Raw genomic sequence first — 16,845 nt, 5'->3', positions numbered from 1 at the left:
GGTAGTAATCCAGTAAAAGATCTGGTGGGGTGTCTTCGGGGGCTTAGTCGGGGGCGGGGCGGGGGGGGGGGGGGGGGGGGTTGGGGGGGCGGGGGGGGTGGGGGGGGGGGGGGGGGGCGGGGGGGGGGGGGGGCCCCCCCCCCCCCCCCCCCCCCTCCTGTCACGGCCGCCACGCCGCCGGCTCGTCGCGCCGGTACCGGCCGGCGGGGCGCTCCTCGTGGACGTGGTCGCGCCGCTCAGGCGGTGGCGAGCAGACCCATCTCCGCGACCACACCGCGGAGCCGGTCCGCCAGGTCGTCGCGGGACGCGACCGTGAACCGGTGCGCGGCCTCGATGACCGCGGCCATGACGAGGGTCACCGCGGTCCGGGCCGTGTCGGCGTCAGCCCGCTCAGCAGCCACCCGGACGATCGCCGTCCGCGCGTCGGCCGTCCACTGCAGCATCGTCGGCACCATCTCCGGCCGTGCCTGCACGAGCGCCTTCATCCGGCGGCGGTCCTCGGGCAGGGTCACGGTCTGCGCCACGAGATCGCAGAGGTCGGACACGAGCACACCGGAACCGGCGAGGAACCGCGCGCGGGCGTCGTCCGGGACGGTGGTCGACGGCAGTCCGAGGGCCGCGTTGCCCTTCGACGGGAAGTAGTTGAAGAAGGTCCGTGGCGAGACGTCGGCGGCCGCGCAGATCTCCTCGACGGTGACGCCGGCGAGTCCGCGTTCGGTGACGAGCTCGAGGGCGGACCGGTGGATGGCAGCCCGGGTCTGCTGCTTCTTGCGCTCCCGCAGGCCGCTGTCGGCCACCGGGTGGGACTCGATCGTGCTCACTGCTGCTCCTGGTGCGGGTCGGGGCCTCCCGTCCGGTGACGAGAGGCCCCGGTGTCCGCTGCTAGACGCGGTCCCGCTGGACGGGGATCGACCCCGTGCCGGGGGCGGTCGGCGAGCCCATGGTGTCGGCGGCCTTGACCGCCTGGACCTCGAGGTCGTCCGCGGTGCTCGCGCTGTCCGCCTGCTCCTGCAGGGCCGAGCTCTTGCGGAGCGGCGGCGCCTTGAAGAACCAGCTCAGGACGAACGCGAGCAGGATGACCGCGAAGCCGACCCAGTAGACCGTGACGGCCGAGGCGTTGAACCCGGACATGAACGGGCGGGTCAGCGCCGCGTCCGCGCCGTTCAGGTAGGACGTGTCGCTCGTCTCGCTGCTCGACGAGGCCGAGTCGCCCGTGCCCTTCTCGATCTGCTTCGACAGGGTCGGCGCGAGGTCGTTCACCCAGTAGGTGCGCTGGGCGTCGTCCGACCAGTCGACGACGAGCTTGCCGTCCTGCACCGACGCGTGGGCCTTGTCGGCCGCCGCGGTGAGTGCCTGCTGCTGCACGGCCTCGGGGGCGCCGGCGGTGGCCTGGGTCACCTGCGCGGTGGCCTGGTCGAGGCCGGACTGGACCTGCTGCTTGATCGGCGTGACGATCGGGTTCCAGATCTGGTCCATCACGCCCTGGTTCGCCTTCGCCGTGGCGACGGTCGGGTCGAGCGCGGCGTCGAGCGCACCGGTGAGGTTCTCCTGGTCGGCGGTGGCGTGCAGGATGTTCGCCGGCATGATCGAGAAGAGCACGGACAGGAGCACCGCGGTGCCGAGCGTGCCACCGATCTGGCGGAAGAACGTCGCCGAGCTGGTCGCCACACCCATGTCACGCGGCTGCACCGAGTTCTGCGAGGCGAGGGTGATGCTCTGCATGAGCTGCCCGAGCCCGAGGCCGATCAGGAACATGCCGATCATCAGGAACCAGAGCGGCTTGTCGATCGTCATGAACGTCAGGACGACGTAGCCGAGCGACACGAGCGCGGTGCCGATCACCGGGAAGATCCGGTAGCGGCCGGTGCGGGCGACGATCTGGCCGGACGCGATCGAGGCGATCATGAGCCCACCGATCATCGGCAGGGTCGCGAAGCCCGACTCGGTCGGCGTCAGGCCGGTCACGATCTGCAGGTACAGCGGGATGGTCAGCATGGCGCCGAACATCGCGAAGCCGACCAGGAACCCGAGGACCGTGGCCATCGAGAAGGTGCCCGAGCGGAAGAGCTTGAGCGGGATGATCGCGTCGTCCTGCATGAGCGTCTCGATGACGAGGAAGGCGACCAGGCCGAGGGCGCCGATCACGTAGCAGGCGATCGCGCCGGCCGAGCCCCAGCCCCAGGTGCGGCCCTGTTCGGCCACGAGCAGGAGCGGGACGAGCGTGACGATGACCGATGTGGCACCCCACCAGTCGATGCGGGGCTTCGCCTTGGCGTCGCCGAACTTCGGCAGGTGCAGGAACGCGATCACCATGAGGAGTGCGGCGATGCCGATCGGGACGTTGATCAGGAAGACCCAGCGCCAGCCGGTGACGCCCAGGATGGTGGAGGCGCCCGAGAACAGGCCGCCGATGAGCGGGCCGATGACGCTCGAGATGCCGAAGACGGCGAGGAAGTAGCCCTGGTACTTGGCTCGCTCGCGGGGGGCGAGGATGTCGCCCATGATCGCCAGCGGGAGCGACATCAGCGCACCGGCGCCGATGCCCTGGAAGGCACGGAACGCGGCGAGCATGATCATCGACGTGGACATCGTCGACAGCAGCGAGCCGATGATGAAGACCGCGATGCCGAAGATGTAGAGCGGGCGACGACCGAAGACGTCGGAGAGCTTGCCGTAGATCGGCGTCGTGATCGTCGACGCGATCAGGTAGGCCGTGGTGACCCAGGCCTGCTGGTCGAGCCCGTGCAGGTCGTCACCGATCGTGCGGATCGCGGTGCCGACGATCGTCTGGTCGAGCGACGACAGGAACATGCCGGCCATGAGGCCGTAGATGACGAGGAGGATCTGGCGGTGCGACATGATCGGCTTCCCCGGCGCGCTGGCCGGGGAGTCCTGTCGCCCGCGCTGGACCTCGACGGGAGCGGTGGCAGTGGACAATGCGGGTCCTTCAGGGATGCGTGTGGTGGCTGGAGGTGGTCGCGAGGGACGCCGGAGCGTGTGGCGGGCCGATGACGGCGGGTCAACCTTGCAGACGCTGCAACTTTACACCACCAGCAGGTTTGCCCGCAACGCAATGTTTCCCATTGTGCATGCTTGGTGAACGTCTTCGCAGGTATCGTCGGACGGCATGGGGCGGACGACCTGGACCGACGTGCCGGCGGTGGTACGAACGGGCATCGAGACGGCGCTCGGCGGCGCGGTGGTGCACGCCGTGTCGCAAGCGGGCGGGTACTCCCCCGGCGGTGCCGACCGGGTGGTCACCGAGGGCGGTCGACGCGCATTCGTGAAGACGCTGGCACGGTCCCGCAACCCGGACGGCTTCGGGATGCACGAGCGCGAGGCCGAGGTGCTCGGGCACCTGCCGTCCACCGTGCAGGCACCGCGGCTCCACACGGTGCTCCGCGCGACCGTGGACGGCGACGACTGGATCGCCCTCGTCATCGAGGACGTCGACGGTCGCCACCCGGGCGGCGCCCGTGACGGCTCGGACATCGGTGCGGTGCTCGACGCCCTCGACACCCTGCCGCCCGCCGCCGGAGCCCTCGCGCGGCTCCCCCGGGTCGCGGACGACCTCGTCGTCGAGTTCGCCGCGTGGGACCGGATGCTCGACGGCGGGTTCCCCGGGGTCGTCCCGGCCCACGTGGTGGCCGCCGCACCGGCGTTCGCCGAGGCCGCTCGCGGAGCCGCCGCGGCGACGGACGGGCAGTCGCTGGCGCACGTGGACTGCCGAGCCGACAACCTGCTCGTCGACGCCGACGACGTGGTCTGGATCGTCGACTGGCCGTGGGCCTCGGTCGGCGCGCACTGGCTCGACCCGCTCACGTACCTGCTCGACGTGCTCGTCCGCGGAGAGGACACCGACGTCGAGCACCACCTCGCCACCCACCCGGTGTTCACCGGTCTGTCGTCGGCGAGCGTGGACGCGGTCCTCGCCGGACTGGCCGGCACGTTCTTCGAGAAGGCGGCGCGGCCGGACATCCCGCACATGCCGACGCTCCGGGACTTCCAGCGGCGCGAAGGGCTGGCCGCGGCCGAGTGGCTGCTCCGACGGTGGGCGGAACGGCCGTCGGGGGAACCGCCGGCGTACCCCGCTGTCCAGGAAGCGTGATCCGGTCGAGCGTACGGTCCCGCTCATGACTGACGAGCACGAAGGCCAGCGCCCGGAAGACGATGCCGCGCGGCTCGGACTCGTCGTCGTCGGCGAGGCGGCAGCGCTGCACTCGGGTGACGAGGCGGCCCTGGACGCGAGCGAGCAAAACATCCGCGACACCGTCGACGAGATGATCGACGAACCGTTGACCGACCGGCAGGAGCAGGTCGTCGAACGACTCGCGTCCGCCGGCGGCACCCTGACGGCGGGCCTCGGCGGAGCCCTCGCCGCACAGACCGGCCGGAGCGTGGACGACGTCCTCGAGGGGGCCGCGCGGAGCGTCGTCTGGCAGCAACGGCTGGCGGACCAGCGTCGGGGCGCGGAGCGCGACCCGGGCGAGCACGACGGTCGGGGCGAGCGCGAGGACGCCGGTGGCCAGCAGCGCGACCGTCGGGACGACGACGGGCGCGACGAGGACTGATCCCCGCCGCGCCCGCACCTGGCGCGTGACCGGCTACTCGGCCGTCGCGGACTCCTGCTCACGCACGACCGCACGGGCCGCGGCCTGCCCCGTCGTGGTGCTCTTCACGATGTCGCTCAACGTGAAGCCCGCGGTGGTCCCGAGCAGGGCGTCGACCTCGCTGAACTGGCTGACGACGCTCTTCGAGAGCGCGCCGGCACCGTCCGAGGACACGACGGTCAGCTTGTCGATGTTGCCCATCGGTGCCGCCAGCTCGCGGGCGATGCTCGGCAGCGTCTCGATGGCCTTGACCCGGAGGACCGCCTCGGAGTGCTGGGCGAGGGCGTCCGCCTGGGCCTTGGTGGCGTCGGCCTCGGCCTGACCCTTGGCACGGATCGCGTCGGCTGCCGCCTCGCCCTCGGCGCGGGAGGCGTCGGCGGCGAGCTTGCGAGCCTCGGACTCCGCCTGGGCCTCGGCGGCGATCGCCTCGGCCGAGATGCGTCGGGCCTCGGCCTGGGCACGGGCGGTCTCCACCTGGGCGGCGGCGGCGGCCTCTGCCTCGACACGGGTCTTGCGGGCCTGGGCCTCGGCGACGGCGGAGACCTCGGACTCGAGCTCGGCGCGGCGGAGCTCGGCACGCTTCTGCGCGGTCAGCTGCTCCTGCTCGACGACGCCCTGGGCGGCACGCGCCTGGGCGAGCGGGCCGGCGGCGGCCGCCTCGGCAGAGGCACGATCGGCGTCGAGCTGCAGGGCGGCCCGGCGGATCGCGAGCGTGTTCTCCGCCTCGGCGATCGCCTGGTCGGCCGTGGCACGGGCCTCGCGGGCTTCGCGGTCGGCCTGGGCCTCGGCGTTCTCGGCCTCGAGCCGGACCCGGGCGCGCTCGGCACGGCCGAGGTCGCTGATGTAGTCGTTGCGGTCCGAGATGCCCTTGATCTCGAACGAGTCGACGTCGAGCCCCTGGCTGTGCAGCGCGTCCTTCGCGACGTCGAGCACGGCGACCGTCAGCTGGTCGCGGTTGCGGATGATCGTCGACACGTCGGTCGCACCGATCGACGCACGGAGGGAACCGGACAGGACCTCGCGCGCGAAGTCGTCGATCTTCTTCTCCTGGCCGAGGAAGCGCTGTGCTGCCGCCCGGATCGAGGCGTCGGCCTCGCCCACCTTGACGAGTGCCACGGCCTCGACGTCGATGGTCACGCCGCGCGAGTCCTGGGCGTTGACGTTGATGTCGATGGCCCGCGAGCTCAGCGAGATCTTGGCGACCCGCTCGAAGAACGGCCGGACCAGCACACCAGCTCCGAGGACGACCTTGATGCCGGACTCGACCGTCTCGGTGCCGTCCGGGTTCTTCACCTTGCGGGACCGCTTGCCGGTGATGATGAGTGCTTCGTCGGCGCCGGCGTTCCGGTAGACGAGCTTCGCGTAGATCAGGACGACGACCGCCAGGACGACGATCCCCACGACGATCAGCGGGACGGCTCCGAGTGCGAACAGGACTTCCATGACTCCCCCTCGCGGAACGGGTCACCGGCGGCGACCTGGATTCCGCATCTGTTGTTCTGTCGGTCTCCATCCTAGGAGCGCGCGGGGCCGGACAGGAGGCTCCCACCGGGCACGGCCGAACCGCCGCTGGCGCGTCGCTCCGGAACCGGCCGGCGGGGCCCAGGTGCGGGTCGGACCCGCACCGCGCCTCCTGGACGGGGTGGCTCGAGCGTCTACGCGCCCTGGCGCCACCACGCGTCGAAGGGTGTCGCCGGGACCTGGCGCTTGTGCTCGGTCGCCCGGTAGCGCGACTCGATCGCCTCGGCCACCTCGACCGGGACGTCGTGGCCCTGCAGGTAGGCGTCGATCTCGGCGTAGGACAGGCCGAGGTTCGCCTCGTCCGTCTGCCCGGGGGTCTCGTCGAGCAGGTCGGCGGTGGGGGCCTTCTCGTACAGCCGCGCCGGCGCGCCGAGGTGTTCGAGCAGCTGTCGGCCCTGGCTCTTCGTCAGGCCCGTGAGCGGGGTGAGGTCGACGCCGCCGTCGCCGTACTTCGTGAAGAAGCCGGTCACGGCCTCGGCCGCGTGGTCGGTCCCGACGACGAGCAGGCCGCGCTGCCCGGCGACGGCGTACTGCGCGACCATGCGCATGCGGGCCTTCACGTTGCCCTTGACGAAGTCGCTCAGCTCCACGCCGGAGGCCGCGGTGTCCTGCACGACGCCGTCGACGCCGTGCTCGATGTTGACGGTGATGCCCGGGTCGGCGCCGATGAACCGCAGCGCGAGCTGGGCGTCGTCCTCGTCGGCCTGCACGCGGTACGGCATGCGCACGGTCGTGAAGGACGCGTCGTGCCCGTCGGCACGGAGCGACTCGACGGCGAGCTGGGTCAGCTTGCCGGCGAGGGTCGAGTCCTGCCCGCCACTGATCGCGAGGAGGTACCCCTTCGCGCCGGTGGTGAGCAGGTAGTCGCGGAGGAACCCGACCCGGCGGTCGATCTCCTGCTGCGGGTCGATGGTCGGCTGGACGTCGAGGTCCGCCGCGATCTGGGCTTGGAGTTCACGCACCACCCCAGTATCCCGCTGCACCGGCCGCGTGCACAGGGTTCAGTGCACGCGATCCGCGCCGATCGGCCGGATCGTGTTGTCGTGGTCCGCACCGATCGCGCAGGTGCAGACGACGCCGATGGTCTCCTGGGCCCGGGTCAGCACGAAGCGTTCGACGTGCGGGGGTCCGACGTGGCGGTCGAGCGGGTGGGTGTCGTGGTCGTGCACGGAGGTCCTCACGTCGCGAGCGGGAACAGGAGCAGGAGCAGGAGCAGGAGCAGGAGCGGGAGCGGGAGCGGGAGCGGCCGACCGGTGGGACCGGTCGGCCGGAGGAGCAGCAGGAGGGGTGCCGGTGCGGTGGTGGCCCGAACCACCACCGCACCGGCGGGACCGCGACGACCCGAAACGCGCCGCGGGCCCGGGAGACGGGCGCCGGTCACGACCGACGCCCGTCAGGGTCAGACCCGACGCATGCGACGGGCGACGAGCGTCCCGCCACCGGCTGCGAGGAGCAGCCCGGCGAGGAGCAGCATCGGCAGGACCTCGGCACCGGTGAAGGCGAGGTTGCCGGTCCCAGCACCGCTGCCGTTCCCGACACCGCCGACACCGCCACCGCCCGTGCCGCCGCCGGCACCCGGCGTGCCGGGCGTACCGGGCGTGCCCGGGTCGGTCGGGTCGGTCGGGTCGACCGGGGCCGCGGCGACCGCGAAGGTCACCGTGTCGGGGTCGCTCACGAGCGTGCCGATGGTCTCGATCGCCTCGGCCTCGTGGTCACCGACGGCGACCCCGGGGAACGTGACGGTCCAGGTGCCGTCCTCGTCGGCGACGGTCGACTGCGTGCCCTCGTCGTCACCGTCGAGCGTGACGTCGACGTCGGCGCCCGGCTCGGCGGTCCCCGTCACCGGGACGTCGGTGGTGTCGTCGTCGGTCTCCACGGCGTAGTCCGTGCCGTCCTCGGGCGAGGTGATGACGATGCCCGCGAACGGGTCGGCCTGCACGGTCGCCGTGGCGAGGTCGACCGTCGCCAGGTCGGCCGCCGGGACGAGCTGCAGGCGGACGGCCCGGACCGTGGTGGCCCCGGTGTCGTCGGCCGTCGGCTCGGTGAAGGACGGGTCGGTCTGCGAGTTGATCGTGACCGACACGACCTCGTTCACGACGTCGAGCAGCGGGTCGAGAGCGGTGACGGTCGAGGTGATCGTCGCGACCAGGGTCTGCACGGTCTCCGCGACGAAGTCGCCGCCGAGGACGTCACCGAGGATGCCGGTGAGCCCCGGGACGATGGTCGACCCGAGCAGCGGCTGCAGCAGCGGGTCGAGCTCGTCGAGCACCGGGGCGAGGATCCCGGTCCCGGCGACCGCGAGCGTGGCGCCGTCGCCGGTGCCGAGCAGGTCGCCGACCGTGGTGTCGACCGTCAGGGTGAGGCCCGCGACGTCCGCGCCGAGGAGGTCGACGCCCGTGTTGACGACGAGCTGCACGTCGGCGACGTCCAGCGCGTTCGTGAGGCTGGTGGTGAGCAGCGCGGGGAGCTGGTCGGTCAGGATGTCCGAGATCGCGCCGGTGATCTGGGCGTTGATCGTCGCGTCGTCGAGCAGCGTGGTGTTCGCCGGCAGGTCGTTCAGCGTGTAGAGCTGCGCGAGGTCGATCGTGACGACGCCGGAGGACAGGTCGATCGTGACCGGCCCGTCGGTGAGCGGCTGCTGCGTCACGCTGGCGAGCGCGCCCTGCAGGTCGATGTCCGCGGTCAGCTGGGCGGTGGTGTCCTCGAGCGTCAGCGTGCCGAGCCCGAGGGTGTTCACCGCGTCGGTCACCGGGTCGAGCAGCGCGTCGGTGAGCTCGGTGGTGCGACCGTCCTCGCCGATCGCCGTGTTCACGGTGTCGTCGGTCGTGCCGAGCGTCGTGTCCAGCGAGGTCACGAGCTGCTGGACGGCCGGGCTCACGAGCCGGACCTGCGCACCCGCGACCTGGTAGTCGGTGGTGACGTCCGAGCCGTCGAACGTGCGCGTCGCCTCGGCACGGGCCGACAGGGCACCGAGACCGACCGAGAGCTCGCTCACGACGTCGTCGACGTCGAGCCCGCCGAGCAGCGGGGTGAGGTTCACGGTCGCGCCGGCGCCGGGGGTGCCCGGGCCGACCTGGATCGCGCCGTCGGCACCGACCGCGCCGGCCGCGGCGACCGCCGAGGTGGTGTCCGTGCTCGCGACCTGGCCGGCGACGCCGACGTTCACGAGGCCGTTCTGGCCGAGCAGCTGGATGCCGCCGGGGACGGTGATCCCGAGGCTGTCCAGCACCGAGAGGTCGAGCGGGTCCGACTGCCCGGCGGTCGTCCCGCCGGGCGCTGTGGCCCCGAAGGACCCGGCGAGCGCCGCGACGGTGTCGAGGTCGACGGTTCCGCTGCCGGCGACGAGCCGACCCTCGGCCTGGGTCACGTCGCTCGCGGCGGCGTGCGCGGGGAGGGCTGCTCCCCCGATGATCACGGCCGCGACGGTGGCCGTGGCGCCCGCGCGGAGCGCGAAGCGTGTTGCAGTGCGTGGCATGGTGCCTCTTCCTCCAGGCGGAGGTCGTCCGCCTGCTGATCCATCCCCCGCTGGTGGGGCGGGGGATCCGACGGGCGCGCTGGTGGGGCGGCCCGGAGTCACGTGTGCGCGTCGTGCTGCGCGCGGGCGCGGCTATCCGGAGTGATCACCTCCGGCGAGGCGGGGAGCGGTGCAGGCAGCGTCCACGGACGGGCGCATCGATCGTGCGCGCATCGTTCGTCCTCGTGCCATGTCCTGATCCCCCCGGGGTGGGCTCGGCGACGTCGTCGAGCTGAGGATGTGCGGTTGGTGAGACCGCGCTTCCTGAGCAATCTACAAGGCGCTTCCCCGGTGCTGGCGATACCCCCGTTCGGGGGCACGCGGGATTCGATGTTCGATCGTTGACAGTTAGATGTCGAACGGTTAGTGTTCTGATCATGACGCACCAGGCACCTCGGCTCGACTCTCCCCTCCAGCAGATGCGTTGGATCGGGTGGGCCCAACGGAAGGCTGCCGAGGAGTGGGTCCGCGAACGCGACCTCACCCAGGAGCAGAGCTTCGTCCTCGGGTACCTGCAGCACACACCCGGCGCGATCCAGCGGGACATCGCCGACATCACCCGGACGAGCGCGGCGAGCGTCTCGAGCCTCCTGCAGGGGCTCGAGCGGCGCGGGCTCGTCGAACGCCGGGCGGACGCCCGGAACGCCCGGACGAAGCGCGTCTTCGCCACCGACGAGGGGATCGCCCTCATCGCCGGCTTCGAGGACGCCATGGTCGCCCTCGACGACGTCCTGCTCGCACCGCTCGACGCCGACGAGCGCGCCACCCTGCAGGAACTCCTGCACAAGGTGACCGCGGAACTGCCGGAACCCACCCGGTGACCTGACCCGCGCCTCCAGGCCCGTCCAGGAGGCGCGACCCACCCACGCGCGTCGGCCCACGCCGATCGCGTCATCCGTCATGCCCTGCGGCGCCGACCGACGGTCGGCGCGCGCTCCGCCGTGCCCAGAAGGAGGCAGCCATGAGCACCACCGCACCCGACACCGCCGCGGCGAGGAACCGCTGGTACCTGTCCGCCGCCCCGATCGGCCGCGCCCTCGTCCACCTGTGCGTCCCGATGGCCGCCGCGATGGTCGTCAGCGCCGTCTACAACGTCATCAACGCCGGCTTCGTCGGATCGCAGCACGACACCTCGCTGCTCGCGGCGATCACGTTCGGCACCCCGCTCCTCGGCATCGTCATGGCCGTCGGCGGCGTGTTCGGCGTCGGCGGCAGCGCCCTCATGTCGCGCATGCTCGGGGCCTCGGAACACGATCCCGCCAAGGCCGAGGACATCAAGCGCGTCGCCGCCTTCGCCCTCTGGGGAGCCGTCGCCACCGGCGTGGTCCTCGCCGTGCTCGGCCTGGTGTTCCTGCACCCGCTCGTCGCCGTGCTCGGTGCCGACGCCGCCGCGGCGCCCGCCACGAGCGCGTACGTCTCGGTCATGCTCGCGTTCGTCCCGGTGCTCGCCGCGTCGTTCACGCTGGAGCAGATCGTCCGCTCCGAAGGGGCGGCGCGGCAGGCCATGATCGGGCTCGTCCTGTCGACCGTCGGCAACCTCGTCTTCGACGTGCTCTTCATCCTCGTGCTGCACTGGGGCGTCGCCGGCGCCGCCCTCGCCGTCGGCCTCGGCAACGTCGTGGCGATCGGCTACTGGATCGTCTGGCTCCAGCGGAACAGTGCGAACGTGCGCTTCGCACCGAAGTGGTTCACGCTGCGGAGGGACGTCGTCGGGCCGGTGTTCGGCATCGGTTCGAGCGAACTGCTGCAGGCCGGGTTCCTCATCGTGACGACCCTCGTGCTGAACAACCTCGCTGCCGGGTACGGGGACGACCCGCTCGCGGCGATGGGCGTCGCCGTCCGCATCGCCCAGGTGCCCGAGTTCCTCGTGATGGGCGTCACGATCGGCGTCCTGCCGCTCCTCGCCTACACGTTCGGCAAGGGTGACGCCGACCGGCTCCGCGCCGCGCTCCGTGGTGCCGCGTTCACCGTCGGGACGATCGTCCTGGTGTTCTCCGGCACGGTGTTCGTGTTCCGCGAGCAGGTCTTCACGATCTTCTCGGGCGACCGCTCGGTGCTCGCGATCGGCCTGACCATCCTGACCGCGCAGCTCGTCGCCACGATCGTGAACGGCTTCACCGGCCTGCTCACGTCGCTGTTCCAGGCGACCGGGATGGTGCTGCCCGCCATGGTCCTGTCGATGGCGCAGGGCGTGCTGTTCATCCCGATCGTGCTCGTCGGGAACCTGTGGTTCGGGCTCGCCGGGATCATCTGGGCACTGACCGTCACCGAGGTGCTCGTGTTCGCCGCGGCGCTGGTGCTGTGGGCGCTGTCCCGCGGACGGATCACCCGCGGTCTCGCCGCGGGGTCACCGGAGCGGGCGGACGCCGCGCTCGAGGAGGCGGCGGCGGTCTGACCGGACGCCACGACGGACGGGAGGCGCGGTGCCAGCCGGCACCGCGCCTCCCGTCCGTCAGACGCGTCAGCGCGTCAGCGGTCGGTTCAGAGCTGTTCGCCGAGGAAGTCCGCGTAGGACGGCTCGTCCCACGTCGGTCCGACCGCACGGAGCGTCTCGTCCGAACCACCGAGCCGCGCGGCGAGCAGATCGGCGATGTCCTCGGGCGAGCGCATGCCGTGGCGGTGCCAGTCCTCCTGGCGGCGGTCGGTCACGCGAGCACCAGCTCGACGACGGAGACGGCCAGCGGACCGAGGGGCGTGCGGGGCGAACCGGCGAACAGTTCGACGGGGTGCGAGAACGTGTGGAGCGTGGCGGTCACGTCGACCAGCCCTTCGTCGGAGTGATGCGCACTCCGGATCCGATCGGACCGTCCCGTCACGCCAGACCCCGCAGACCGCGAGGAGCATCATGACGACGGGACCCTGAGTCGGTCCGATGTCCACCAGCGTACTGTCGCGCGACCCTCGGCACGAGAACCGTCCGGAACACGCATCGAGGCCCCGTCGACACACCCCGGCCCGGATCGTCGCCGCGCCGGTACGGTGGGCGGGCACACCCGTACCCCGAGGAGCCCCATGCCATTGTTCGGCAGCCCGCACACCCCGCACCCCGACACTCCGCCGAGCAGGGTGACGAAGCTCTGGTCGGACTCGTTCGGCGGTCTGGCCACCCGCTGCCTGCAGCTGATCGTCCTGCTCGTCGTGGTCATCGGCATCGTCTACGCCGCGGCCACGCTGAGCGTCGTCACGATCCCGGTGCTCCTCGCGCTCATCATCGCGTCCGCCATGCACCCTGTCGTGTCGTGGCTGCGCCGGCACCGGGTGCCGTCCGTGCTCGCGACCCTCGCAGTCCTCATCGGCGTGCTCGTCGTGCTCGGGCTGGTGAGCTGGCTCATCGTCGTCGCCGTCGTCTCGCAGTGGCCCGACCTGCAGAAGTCCGCGTTGCGCGGCTTCGACCAGCTGCAGGACTTCGCGTCGACGCTGCCGATCTCGATCGACCAGTCGCAGATCGACGAGGCCGTCAAGGGCATCCAGGACTTCGTCACCAGCTCGCAGTTCGGCTCCGGCGCCCTCGCGGGGGCGTCGGCCACGGCGAACTTCCTCACCGGTCTCGTGCTGATGATCGTGGTGCTGTTCTTCTTCCTCAAGGACGGGCCGCGCATCTGGGAGTTCCTGCTCCGCCCGTTCACCGGCGCACGCTACGACCGGGCCCGTCGCGTGGGTGACCGGGTGGTGCTGACCCTGGGCGGGTACGTCCGCGGCACCGCCACCGTCGCCGCGGTCGACGCGATCGGCATCGGGGTCGGCATCGCGATCGTGGGCGTCCCGCTCGCGCTCCCCCTCGCCGTCGTCGTGTTCATCACGGCGTTCATCCCGATCGTCGGCGCCACCGCGGCCGGCATCCTCGCCGCGCTCGTCGCCCTCGTCGCACTCGGTCCGGTCCCGGCGCTGATCGTCGTCGGCATCGTCGTGCTCGTCAACCAGCTCGAGGGCAACCTGCTGCAGCCGGTCCTGATGGGCAAGACGCTGAAGCTGCACGGCCTCGTCATCCTGATCGGGCTGACCGCCGGCACGGTGCTCGCGGGCATCACCGGCGCGATCATCTCGGTGCCGCTGCTCGCCGCCGCCTGGGGAGCGATCCAGGTGTGGGACGGGCCCGACCAGCCGGCACGCCCGTGGCGCCAGAAGCGCGAGGAGACCGCGGAGGCGCGCTGACGCGGGTCGTACGTCCGCGTCAGGCGCGGGTGCGGTCGGGCGCTCGGGCGCTCGGGCGCTCGGGCGCTCGGGTCGTCTGCACCGTCCGCGCTGCTGCCCCGGAACGACAACCTCGATGTCGTACGACGTCGACCATGTCGTTCGCCCGCGGCCGCAACAGTTGCACACGCCCGGCAGCGACGTCATCGATGTCGTACGACGTCGACAATGTCGTTCGACCCCGGCCCGTCCGCCGGCCCGGGCGCAGCACACCACGACGAAGGGGGCCTCCGCACGTGGCGGAGGCCCCCTTCGTCGTGGTGTGTCGTGGTCAGTCGGTGCCGGAGTCGAACGCTGCACCCTCGGACGCGAGGTCCGTCCGACGACCGAGCGCGTCGTCGGCGTCCGAGGTGACGACCGCGCCGCCGAGGATCTCCTCCGACTCACCCGCTTCGAGCTGCCCGACGAGCTCGCCCGTCGCGCCACCGATGAGGCCGGCGGCGGCGTACTGCTCGAGGCGTGCCCGGGAGTCCGCGATGTCGAGGTTGCGCATCGTCAGCTGGCCGATGCGGTCGTCCGGACCGAAGGCGGCGTCGCCCACGCGCTCCATCGAGAGCTTGTCCGGGTGGTACGACAGCGCCGGCCCCGTGGTGTCGAGGATCGTGTAGTCGTCACCGCGACGGAGCCGCAGGGTGACCTCGCCCGTGACCGCCGAGGCGACCCAGCGCTGCAGCGACTCACGGAGCATGAGCGACTGCGGGTCGAGCCACCGGCCCTCGTACATCAGGCGACCGAGGCGGCGGCCCTCGTTGTGGTACGACGCGACCGTGTCCTCGTTGTGGATCGCGTTGAGCAGGCGCTCGTAGGCGATGTGCAGCAGCGCCATGCCCGGCGCCTCGTAGATGCCGCGGCTCTTCGCCTCGATGATGCGGTTCTCGATCTGGTCGGACGCACCGAGGCCGTGGCGGCCACCGATCGCGTTCGCCTCGTACACCAGGGCGACGGCGTCCGCGTACTCGACGCCGTTGATCGCCACGGGGCGGCCGGCCTCGAAGCGGACGGACACGACCTCGGTCGCGACCTCGACGTCGTCACGCCACGCGGCGACGCCCATGATCGGCTCGACGATGTCCAGGCCGCTCGAGAGCTCCTCGAGGCTCTTCGCCTCGTGCGTGGCACCCCAGATGTTGGCGTCGGTCGAGTACGCCTTCTCGGTGGAGTCGCGGTACGGGAAGCCACGGGCGACGAGCCACTCGCTCATCTCCTTGCGGCCGCCGAGCTCCTCGACGAACTCGGAGTCGAGCCACGGCTTGTAGACGCGGAGCCGCGGGTTCGCCATCAGGCCGTAGCGGTAGAACCGCTCGATGTCGTTGCCCTTGTAGGTGGATCCGTCGCCCCAGATGTCGACGCCGTCCTCCTTCATGGCGCGGACGAGCATCGTGCCCGTCACGGCGCGGCCGAGCGGCGTCGTGTTGAAGTAGGTCTTGCCGCCGGAACGGATGTGGAACGCGCCGGTCTGCAGGGCGACGAGGCCCTCTTCCACCAGGGCGCTCTTCGCGTCGACGAGGCGGGCGATCTCGGCACCGTACTCGTGCGCGCGCCCCGGGACGGCGTCGATGTCCGGCTCGTCGTACTGGCCGATGTCGGCCGTGTACGTGCAGGGCACCGCTCCCTTCTCGCGCATCCAGGCGACCGCGCAGGAGGTGTCGAGACCTCCGGAGAACGCGATGCCGACTCGTTCGCCGACGGGGAGACTGCTCAGGACCTTGGACACGACGTCAATCGTACGGGGAGTCCAGCCGGTACATCGCGCTCGCGGTGCAGGGACTCGAACCCCCACGATGATTCGGTGCCCCTGGAGGGACTCGAACCCCCAACCGTTTCCTTAGGACGGAACTGCTCTTCCATTGAGCTACAGAGGCTGGCCCCACCACTCTAGCGGCGGAACGGCTCCAGGAAGGCCCGCACCTCGTCGACGAAGAGCACCGGCTGCTCGAACGGCGCGAAGTGCCCGCCCCGGTCGAGCTCGTGGTGGTACACGAGGTTCGTCGTCCGCTTGAGCCACTCCACCGGCGCCCGCACGATGTCGCCCGGGAAGATCGAGAACCCGGACGGCACCTCGACCCGACGGGCCAGCTGCGACGCCGGGATCGCCGCGTTGGCGTGGTACATCCGCATCGAGGACCCGATCGTGGCCGTCGCCCAGTACTCGGTGACGAGCGCGAGCACCTCGTCCCGCGTGTACACCGACCAGAGGTCGCCGCCGCAGTCGCTCCACGACCGGAGCTTCTCGACGATCCAGGCGGCGAGCCCCGACGGCGAGTCCGTCAGCCCGACCGCGGCGGTCTGCGGCTTGGTGCGGTGCAGCATCGCGTAGGCGCCCTCGGCGGTGCGCCAGCGGTCGGTCGCGGCGACGAACTCCTGCTCGGCGGCGGAGAGCGTTGATGCGTCGAGGCCGGGCCACGCGAGCCCGCCGTCGATCCGGTGCACGGCGACGACGCGTTCGGGCTGGTCGAGCGCCAGGTACCGGGCGACGTGCGAGCCGATGTCCCCGCCGGACACCGCGAACCGCTCGTACCCGAGGTCGGTCATGAGCGTGGCCCACAGGTCCGCGACCTCGCGGGCGTCGAGCACGCGGGGCGGGGCGTCCGAGAAGCCGTACCCGGGCATGTCCGGCACGACGACGTCGAACCCGGCGTCGACGAGCATCGGGACCACCTTGCGGAACCGCCACCCGGAGTCCGGCCAGCCGTGCGCCAGCAGCAGCGGGAGCGCCCCCGGTGTCGTCGCCCGCGCGTGCAGCGCGTGGATGCCGATGCCGTCGACGACCGTCCGACGCGACGGCAGAGCGGCGAGCGTCGCTCGGTGCGCCGCGAAGTCGAAGCCGTCCGCCCAGTACGCGACGAGCGCCCGCAGCTCGTCGACGTCGATCCCGAGCGACCAGCCCGTGCCGACCGGGGCGTCGGGCCACCGGGTGGCCCGGAGCCGCATGCGGAGGTCCGCGATGGTGTCGTCGTCGATCCTCGGGGTCTCGGCCATGGCGGCACGCTACGCCGCGCACCCGACACT

General features: G+C 71.7%; 15 protein-coding genes and 1 tRNA gene. 5 read left to right on the top strand and 11 right to left on the bottom strand.

Going from position 1 to position 16,845, the window contains the following annotated elements; translation table 11 throughout:
* Positions 1-236: 236 nt before the first annotated feature.
* Together ACIQUC_RS12125 and ACIQUC_RS12120 are read right to left on the bottom strand one after the other, a co-directional pair.
* On the bottom strand, positions 237-821 hold the full coding sequence (locus ACIQUC_RS12125; RefSeq protein ID WP_402267124.1) for a TetR/AcrR family transcriptional regulator: 585 nt from the start codon (positions 819-821) through the stop codon (positions 237-239).
* Between the two features lie 61 nt (positions 822-882).
* The gene (locus ACIQUC_RS12120) at positions 883-2,859 is read right to left on the bottom strand and encodes an MDR family MFS transporter (protein WP_402267269.1); all 1,977 of its coding nucleotides are present in this window, start codon (positions 2,857-2,859) and stop codon (positions 883-885) included.
* Between the two features lie 268 nt (positions 2,860-3,127).
* Here ACIQUC_RS12120 and ACIQUC_RS12115 point away from each other — a divergent pair, with 268 nt between their 5' ends.
* Positions 3,128-4,108 (top strand): hypothetical protein, encoded by a 981-nt coding sequence (locus tag ACIQUC_RS12115; protein ID WP_402267121.1) that lies wholly within the window; start codon positions 3,128-3,130, stop codon positions 4,106-4,108.
* A gap of 25 nt (positions 4,109-4,133) precedes the next feature.
* Positions 4,134-4,571, top strand: coding sequence for a hypothetical protein (locus tag ACIQUC_RS12110; RefSeq protein ID WP_402267119.1), 438 nt, complete (start codon positions 4,134-4,136; stop codon positions 4,569-4,571).
* Positions 4,572-4,604: 33 nt separating this feature from the next.
* Here the strand turns inward: ACIQUC_RS12110 and ACIQUC_RS12105 are convergent, their stop codons facing one another.
* The 5 genes from ACIQUC_RS12105 to ACIQUC_RS12085 all read right to left on the bottom strand — a co-directional run bounded on the left by ACIQUC_RS12105 (position 4,605) and on the right by ACIQUC_RS12085 (position 9,606).
* On the bottom strand, positions 4,605-6,053 hold the full coding sequence (locus ACIQUC_RS12105) for an SPFH domain-containing protein (protein ID WP_022905699.1): 1,449 nt from the start codon (positions 6,051-6,053) through the stop codon (positions 4,605-4,607).
* Between the two features lie 212 nt (positions 6,054-6,265).
* Positions 6,266-7,093, bottom strand: coding sequence for an ammonia-dependent NAD(+) synthetase (gene nadE / locus ACIQUC_RS12100; RefSeq protein ID WP_031261309.1), 828 nt, complete (start codon positions 7,091-7,093; stop codon positions 6,266-6,268).
* Between the two features lie 39 nt (positions 7,094-7,132).
* On the bottom strand, positions 7,133-7,300 hold the full coding sequence (locus ACIQUC_RS12095) for a hypothetical protein (RefSeq protein WP_022905701.1): 168 nt from the start codon (positions 7,298-7,300) through the stop codon (positions 7,133-7,135).
* Between the two features lie 8 nt (positions 7,301-7,308).
* A complete protein-coding gene (locus ACIQUC_RS12090) occupies positions 7,309-7,446 on the bottom strand; it encodes a hypothetical protein (RefSeq protein WP_402267114.1) in 138 nt (45 codons plus the stop codon).
* Between the two features lie 84 nt (positions 7,447-7,530).
* A complete protein-coding gene (locus ACIQUC_RS12085; RefSeq protein WP_402267111.1) occupies positions 7,531-9,606 on the bottom strand; it encodes a choice-of-anchor G family protein in 2,076 nt (691 codons plus the stop codon).
* Between the two features lie 416 nt (positions 9,607-10,022).
* Between ACIQUC_RS12085 and ACIQUC_RS12080 the strand changes: the two genes are divergently transcribed.
* Positions 10,023-10,466, top strand: a complete 444-nt coding sequence (locus ACIQUC_RS12080; protein ID WP_402267109.1) for a MarR family winged helix-turn-helix transcriptional regulator — start codon at positions 10,023-10,025, stop codon at positions 10,464-10,466.
* 140 nt (positions 10,467-10,606) lie between these two features.
* Positions 10,607-12,040 carry an MATE family efflux transporter gene (locus ACIQUC_RS12075; protein ID WP_402267106.1) on the top strand — a complete coding sequence of 478 codons (1,434 nt, stop codon included), beginning with the start codon at positions 10,607-10,609 and terminating at the stop codon, positions 12,038-12,040.
* An 86-nt stretch (positions 12,041-12,126) separates the two neighbouring features.
* On the opposite strand, the gene ACIQUC_RS12070 is transcribed toward ACIQUC_RS12075, so the two are convergent.
* Entirely contained in the window at positions 12,127-12,294 is a 168-nt protein-coding gene (locus tag ACIQUC_RS12070; protein WP_022906582.1) for a hypothetical protein, read from the bottom strand.
* A 363-nt stretch (positions 12,295-12,657) separates the two neighbouring features.
* On the opposite strand from ACIQUC_RS12070, the gene ACIQUC_RS12065 reads away from it, so the two are divergent.
* On the top strand, positions 12,658-13,797 hold the full coding sequence (locus ACIQUC_RS12065; RefSeq protein ID WP_402267104.1) for an AI-2E family transporter: 1,140 nt from the start codon (positions 12,658-12,660) through the stop codon (positions 13,795-13,797).
* Positions 13,798-14,107: 310 nt separating this feature from the next.
* Here the strand turns inward: ACIQUC_RS12065 and argG are convergent, their stop codons facing one another.
* The 3 genes from argG to ACIQUC_RS12050 form a co-directional block, all read right to left on the bottom strand.
* Positions 14,108-15,550, bottom strand: coding sequence for an argininosuccinate synthase (argG, locus tag ACIQUC_RS12060; RefSeq protein ID WP_402267101.1), 1,443 nt, complete (start codon positions 15,548-15,550; stop codon positions 14,108-14,110).
* Between the two features lie 76 nt (positions 15,551-15,626).
* Positions 15,627-15,698 (bottom strand) — tRNA-Arg (locus ACIQUC_RS12055).
* A gap of 13 nt (positions 15,699-15,711) precedes the next feature.
* Positions 15,712-16,815, bottom strand: a complete 1,104-nt coding sequence (locus ACIQUC_RS12050) for an epoxide hydrolase family protein (protein ID WP_402267098.1) — start codon at positions 16,813-16,815, stop codon at positions 15,712-15,714.
* Between the last annotated feature and the right edge of the window lie 30 nt (positions 16,816-16,845).

Source organism: Curtobacterium sp. NPDC098951 (assembly GCF_044759965.1).
Taxonomy (GTDB): Bacteria; Actinomycetota; Actinomycetes; order Actinomycetales; family Microbacteriaceae; genus Curtobacterium.
The sequence above is the reverse complement of the archived record's forward strand: the minus strand, read 5'-3'. Positions and strand labels throughout refer to the sequence as shown.

Excerpts from the sequence above, each read along its gene's own strand:
- ACIQUC_RS12120 (WP_402267269.1), bottom strand. The coding sequence starts at position 2,859 with ATGTCGCACCGCCAGATCCTCCTCGTCATCTACGGCCTCATGGCCGGC.
- ACIQUC_RS12115 (WP_402267121.1), top strand. The coding sequence starts at position 3,128 with ATGGGGCGGACGACCTGGACCGACGTGCCGGCGGTGGTACGAACGGGC.
- ACIQUC_RS12110 (WP_402267119.1), top strand. The coding sequence starts at position 4,134 with ATGACTGACGAGCACGAAGGCCAGCGCCCGGAAGACGATGCCGCGCGG.
- ACIQUC_RS12105 (WP_022905699.1), bottom strand. The coding sequence starts at position 6,053 with ATGGAAGTCCTGTTCGCACTCGGAGCCGTCCCGCTGATCGTCGTGGGG.
- ACIQUC_RS12085 (WP_402267111.1), bottom strand. The coding sequence starts at position 9,606 with ATGCCACGCACTGCAACACGCTTCGCGCTCCGCGCGGGCGCCACGGCC.
- ACIQUC_RS12080 (WP_402267109.1), top strand. The coding sequence starts at position 10,023 with ATGACGCACCAGGCACCTCGGCTCGACTCTCCCCTCCAGCAGATGCGT.
- ACIQUC_RS12075 (WP_402267106.1), top strand. The coding sequence starts at position 10,607 with ATGAGCACCACCGCACCCGACACCGCCGCGGCGAGGAACCGCTGGTAC.
- ACIQUC_RS12065 (WP_402267104.1), top strand. The coding sequence starts at position 12,658 with ATGCCATTGTTCGGCAGCCCGCACACCCCGCACCCCGACACTCCGCCG.
- ACIQUC_RS12050 (WP_402267098.1), bottom strand. The coding sequence starts at position 16,815 with ATGGCCGAGACCCCGAGGATCGACGACGACACCATCGCGGACCTCCGC.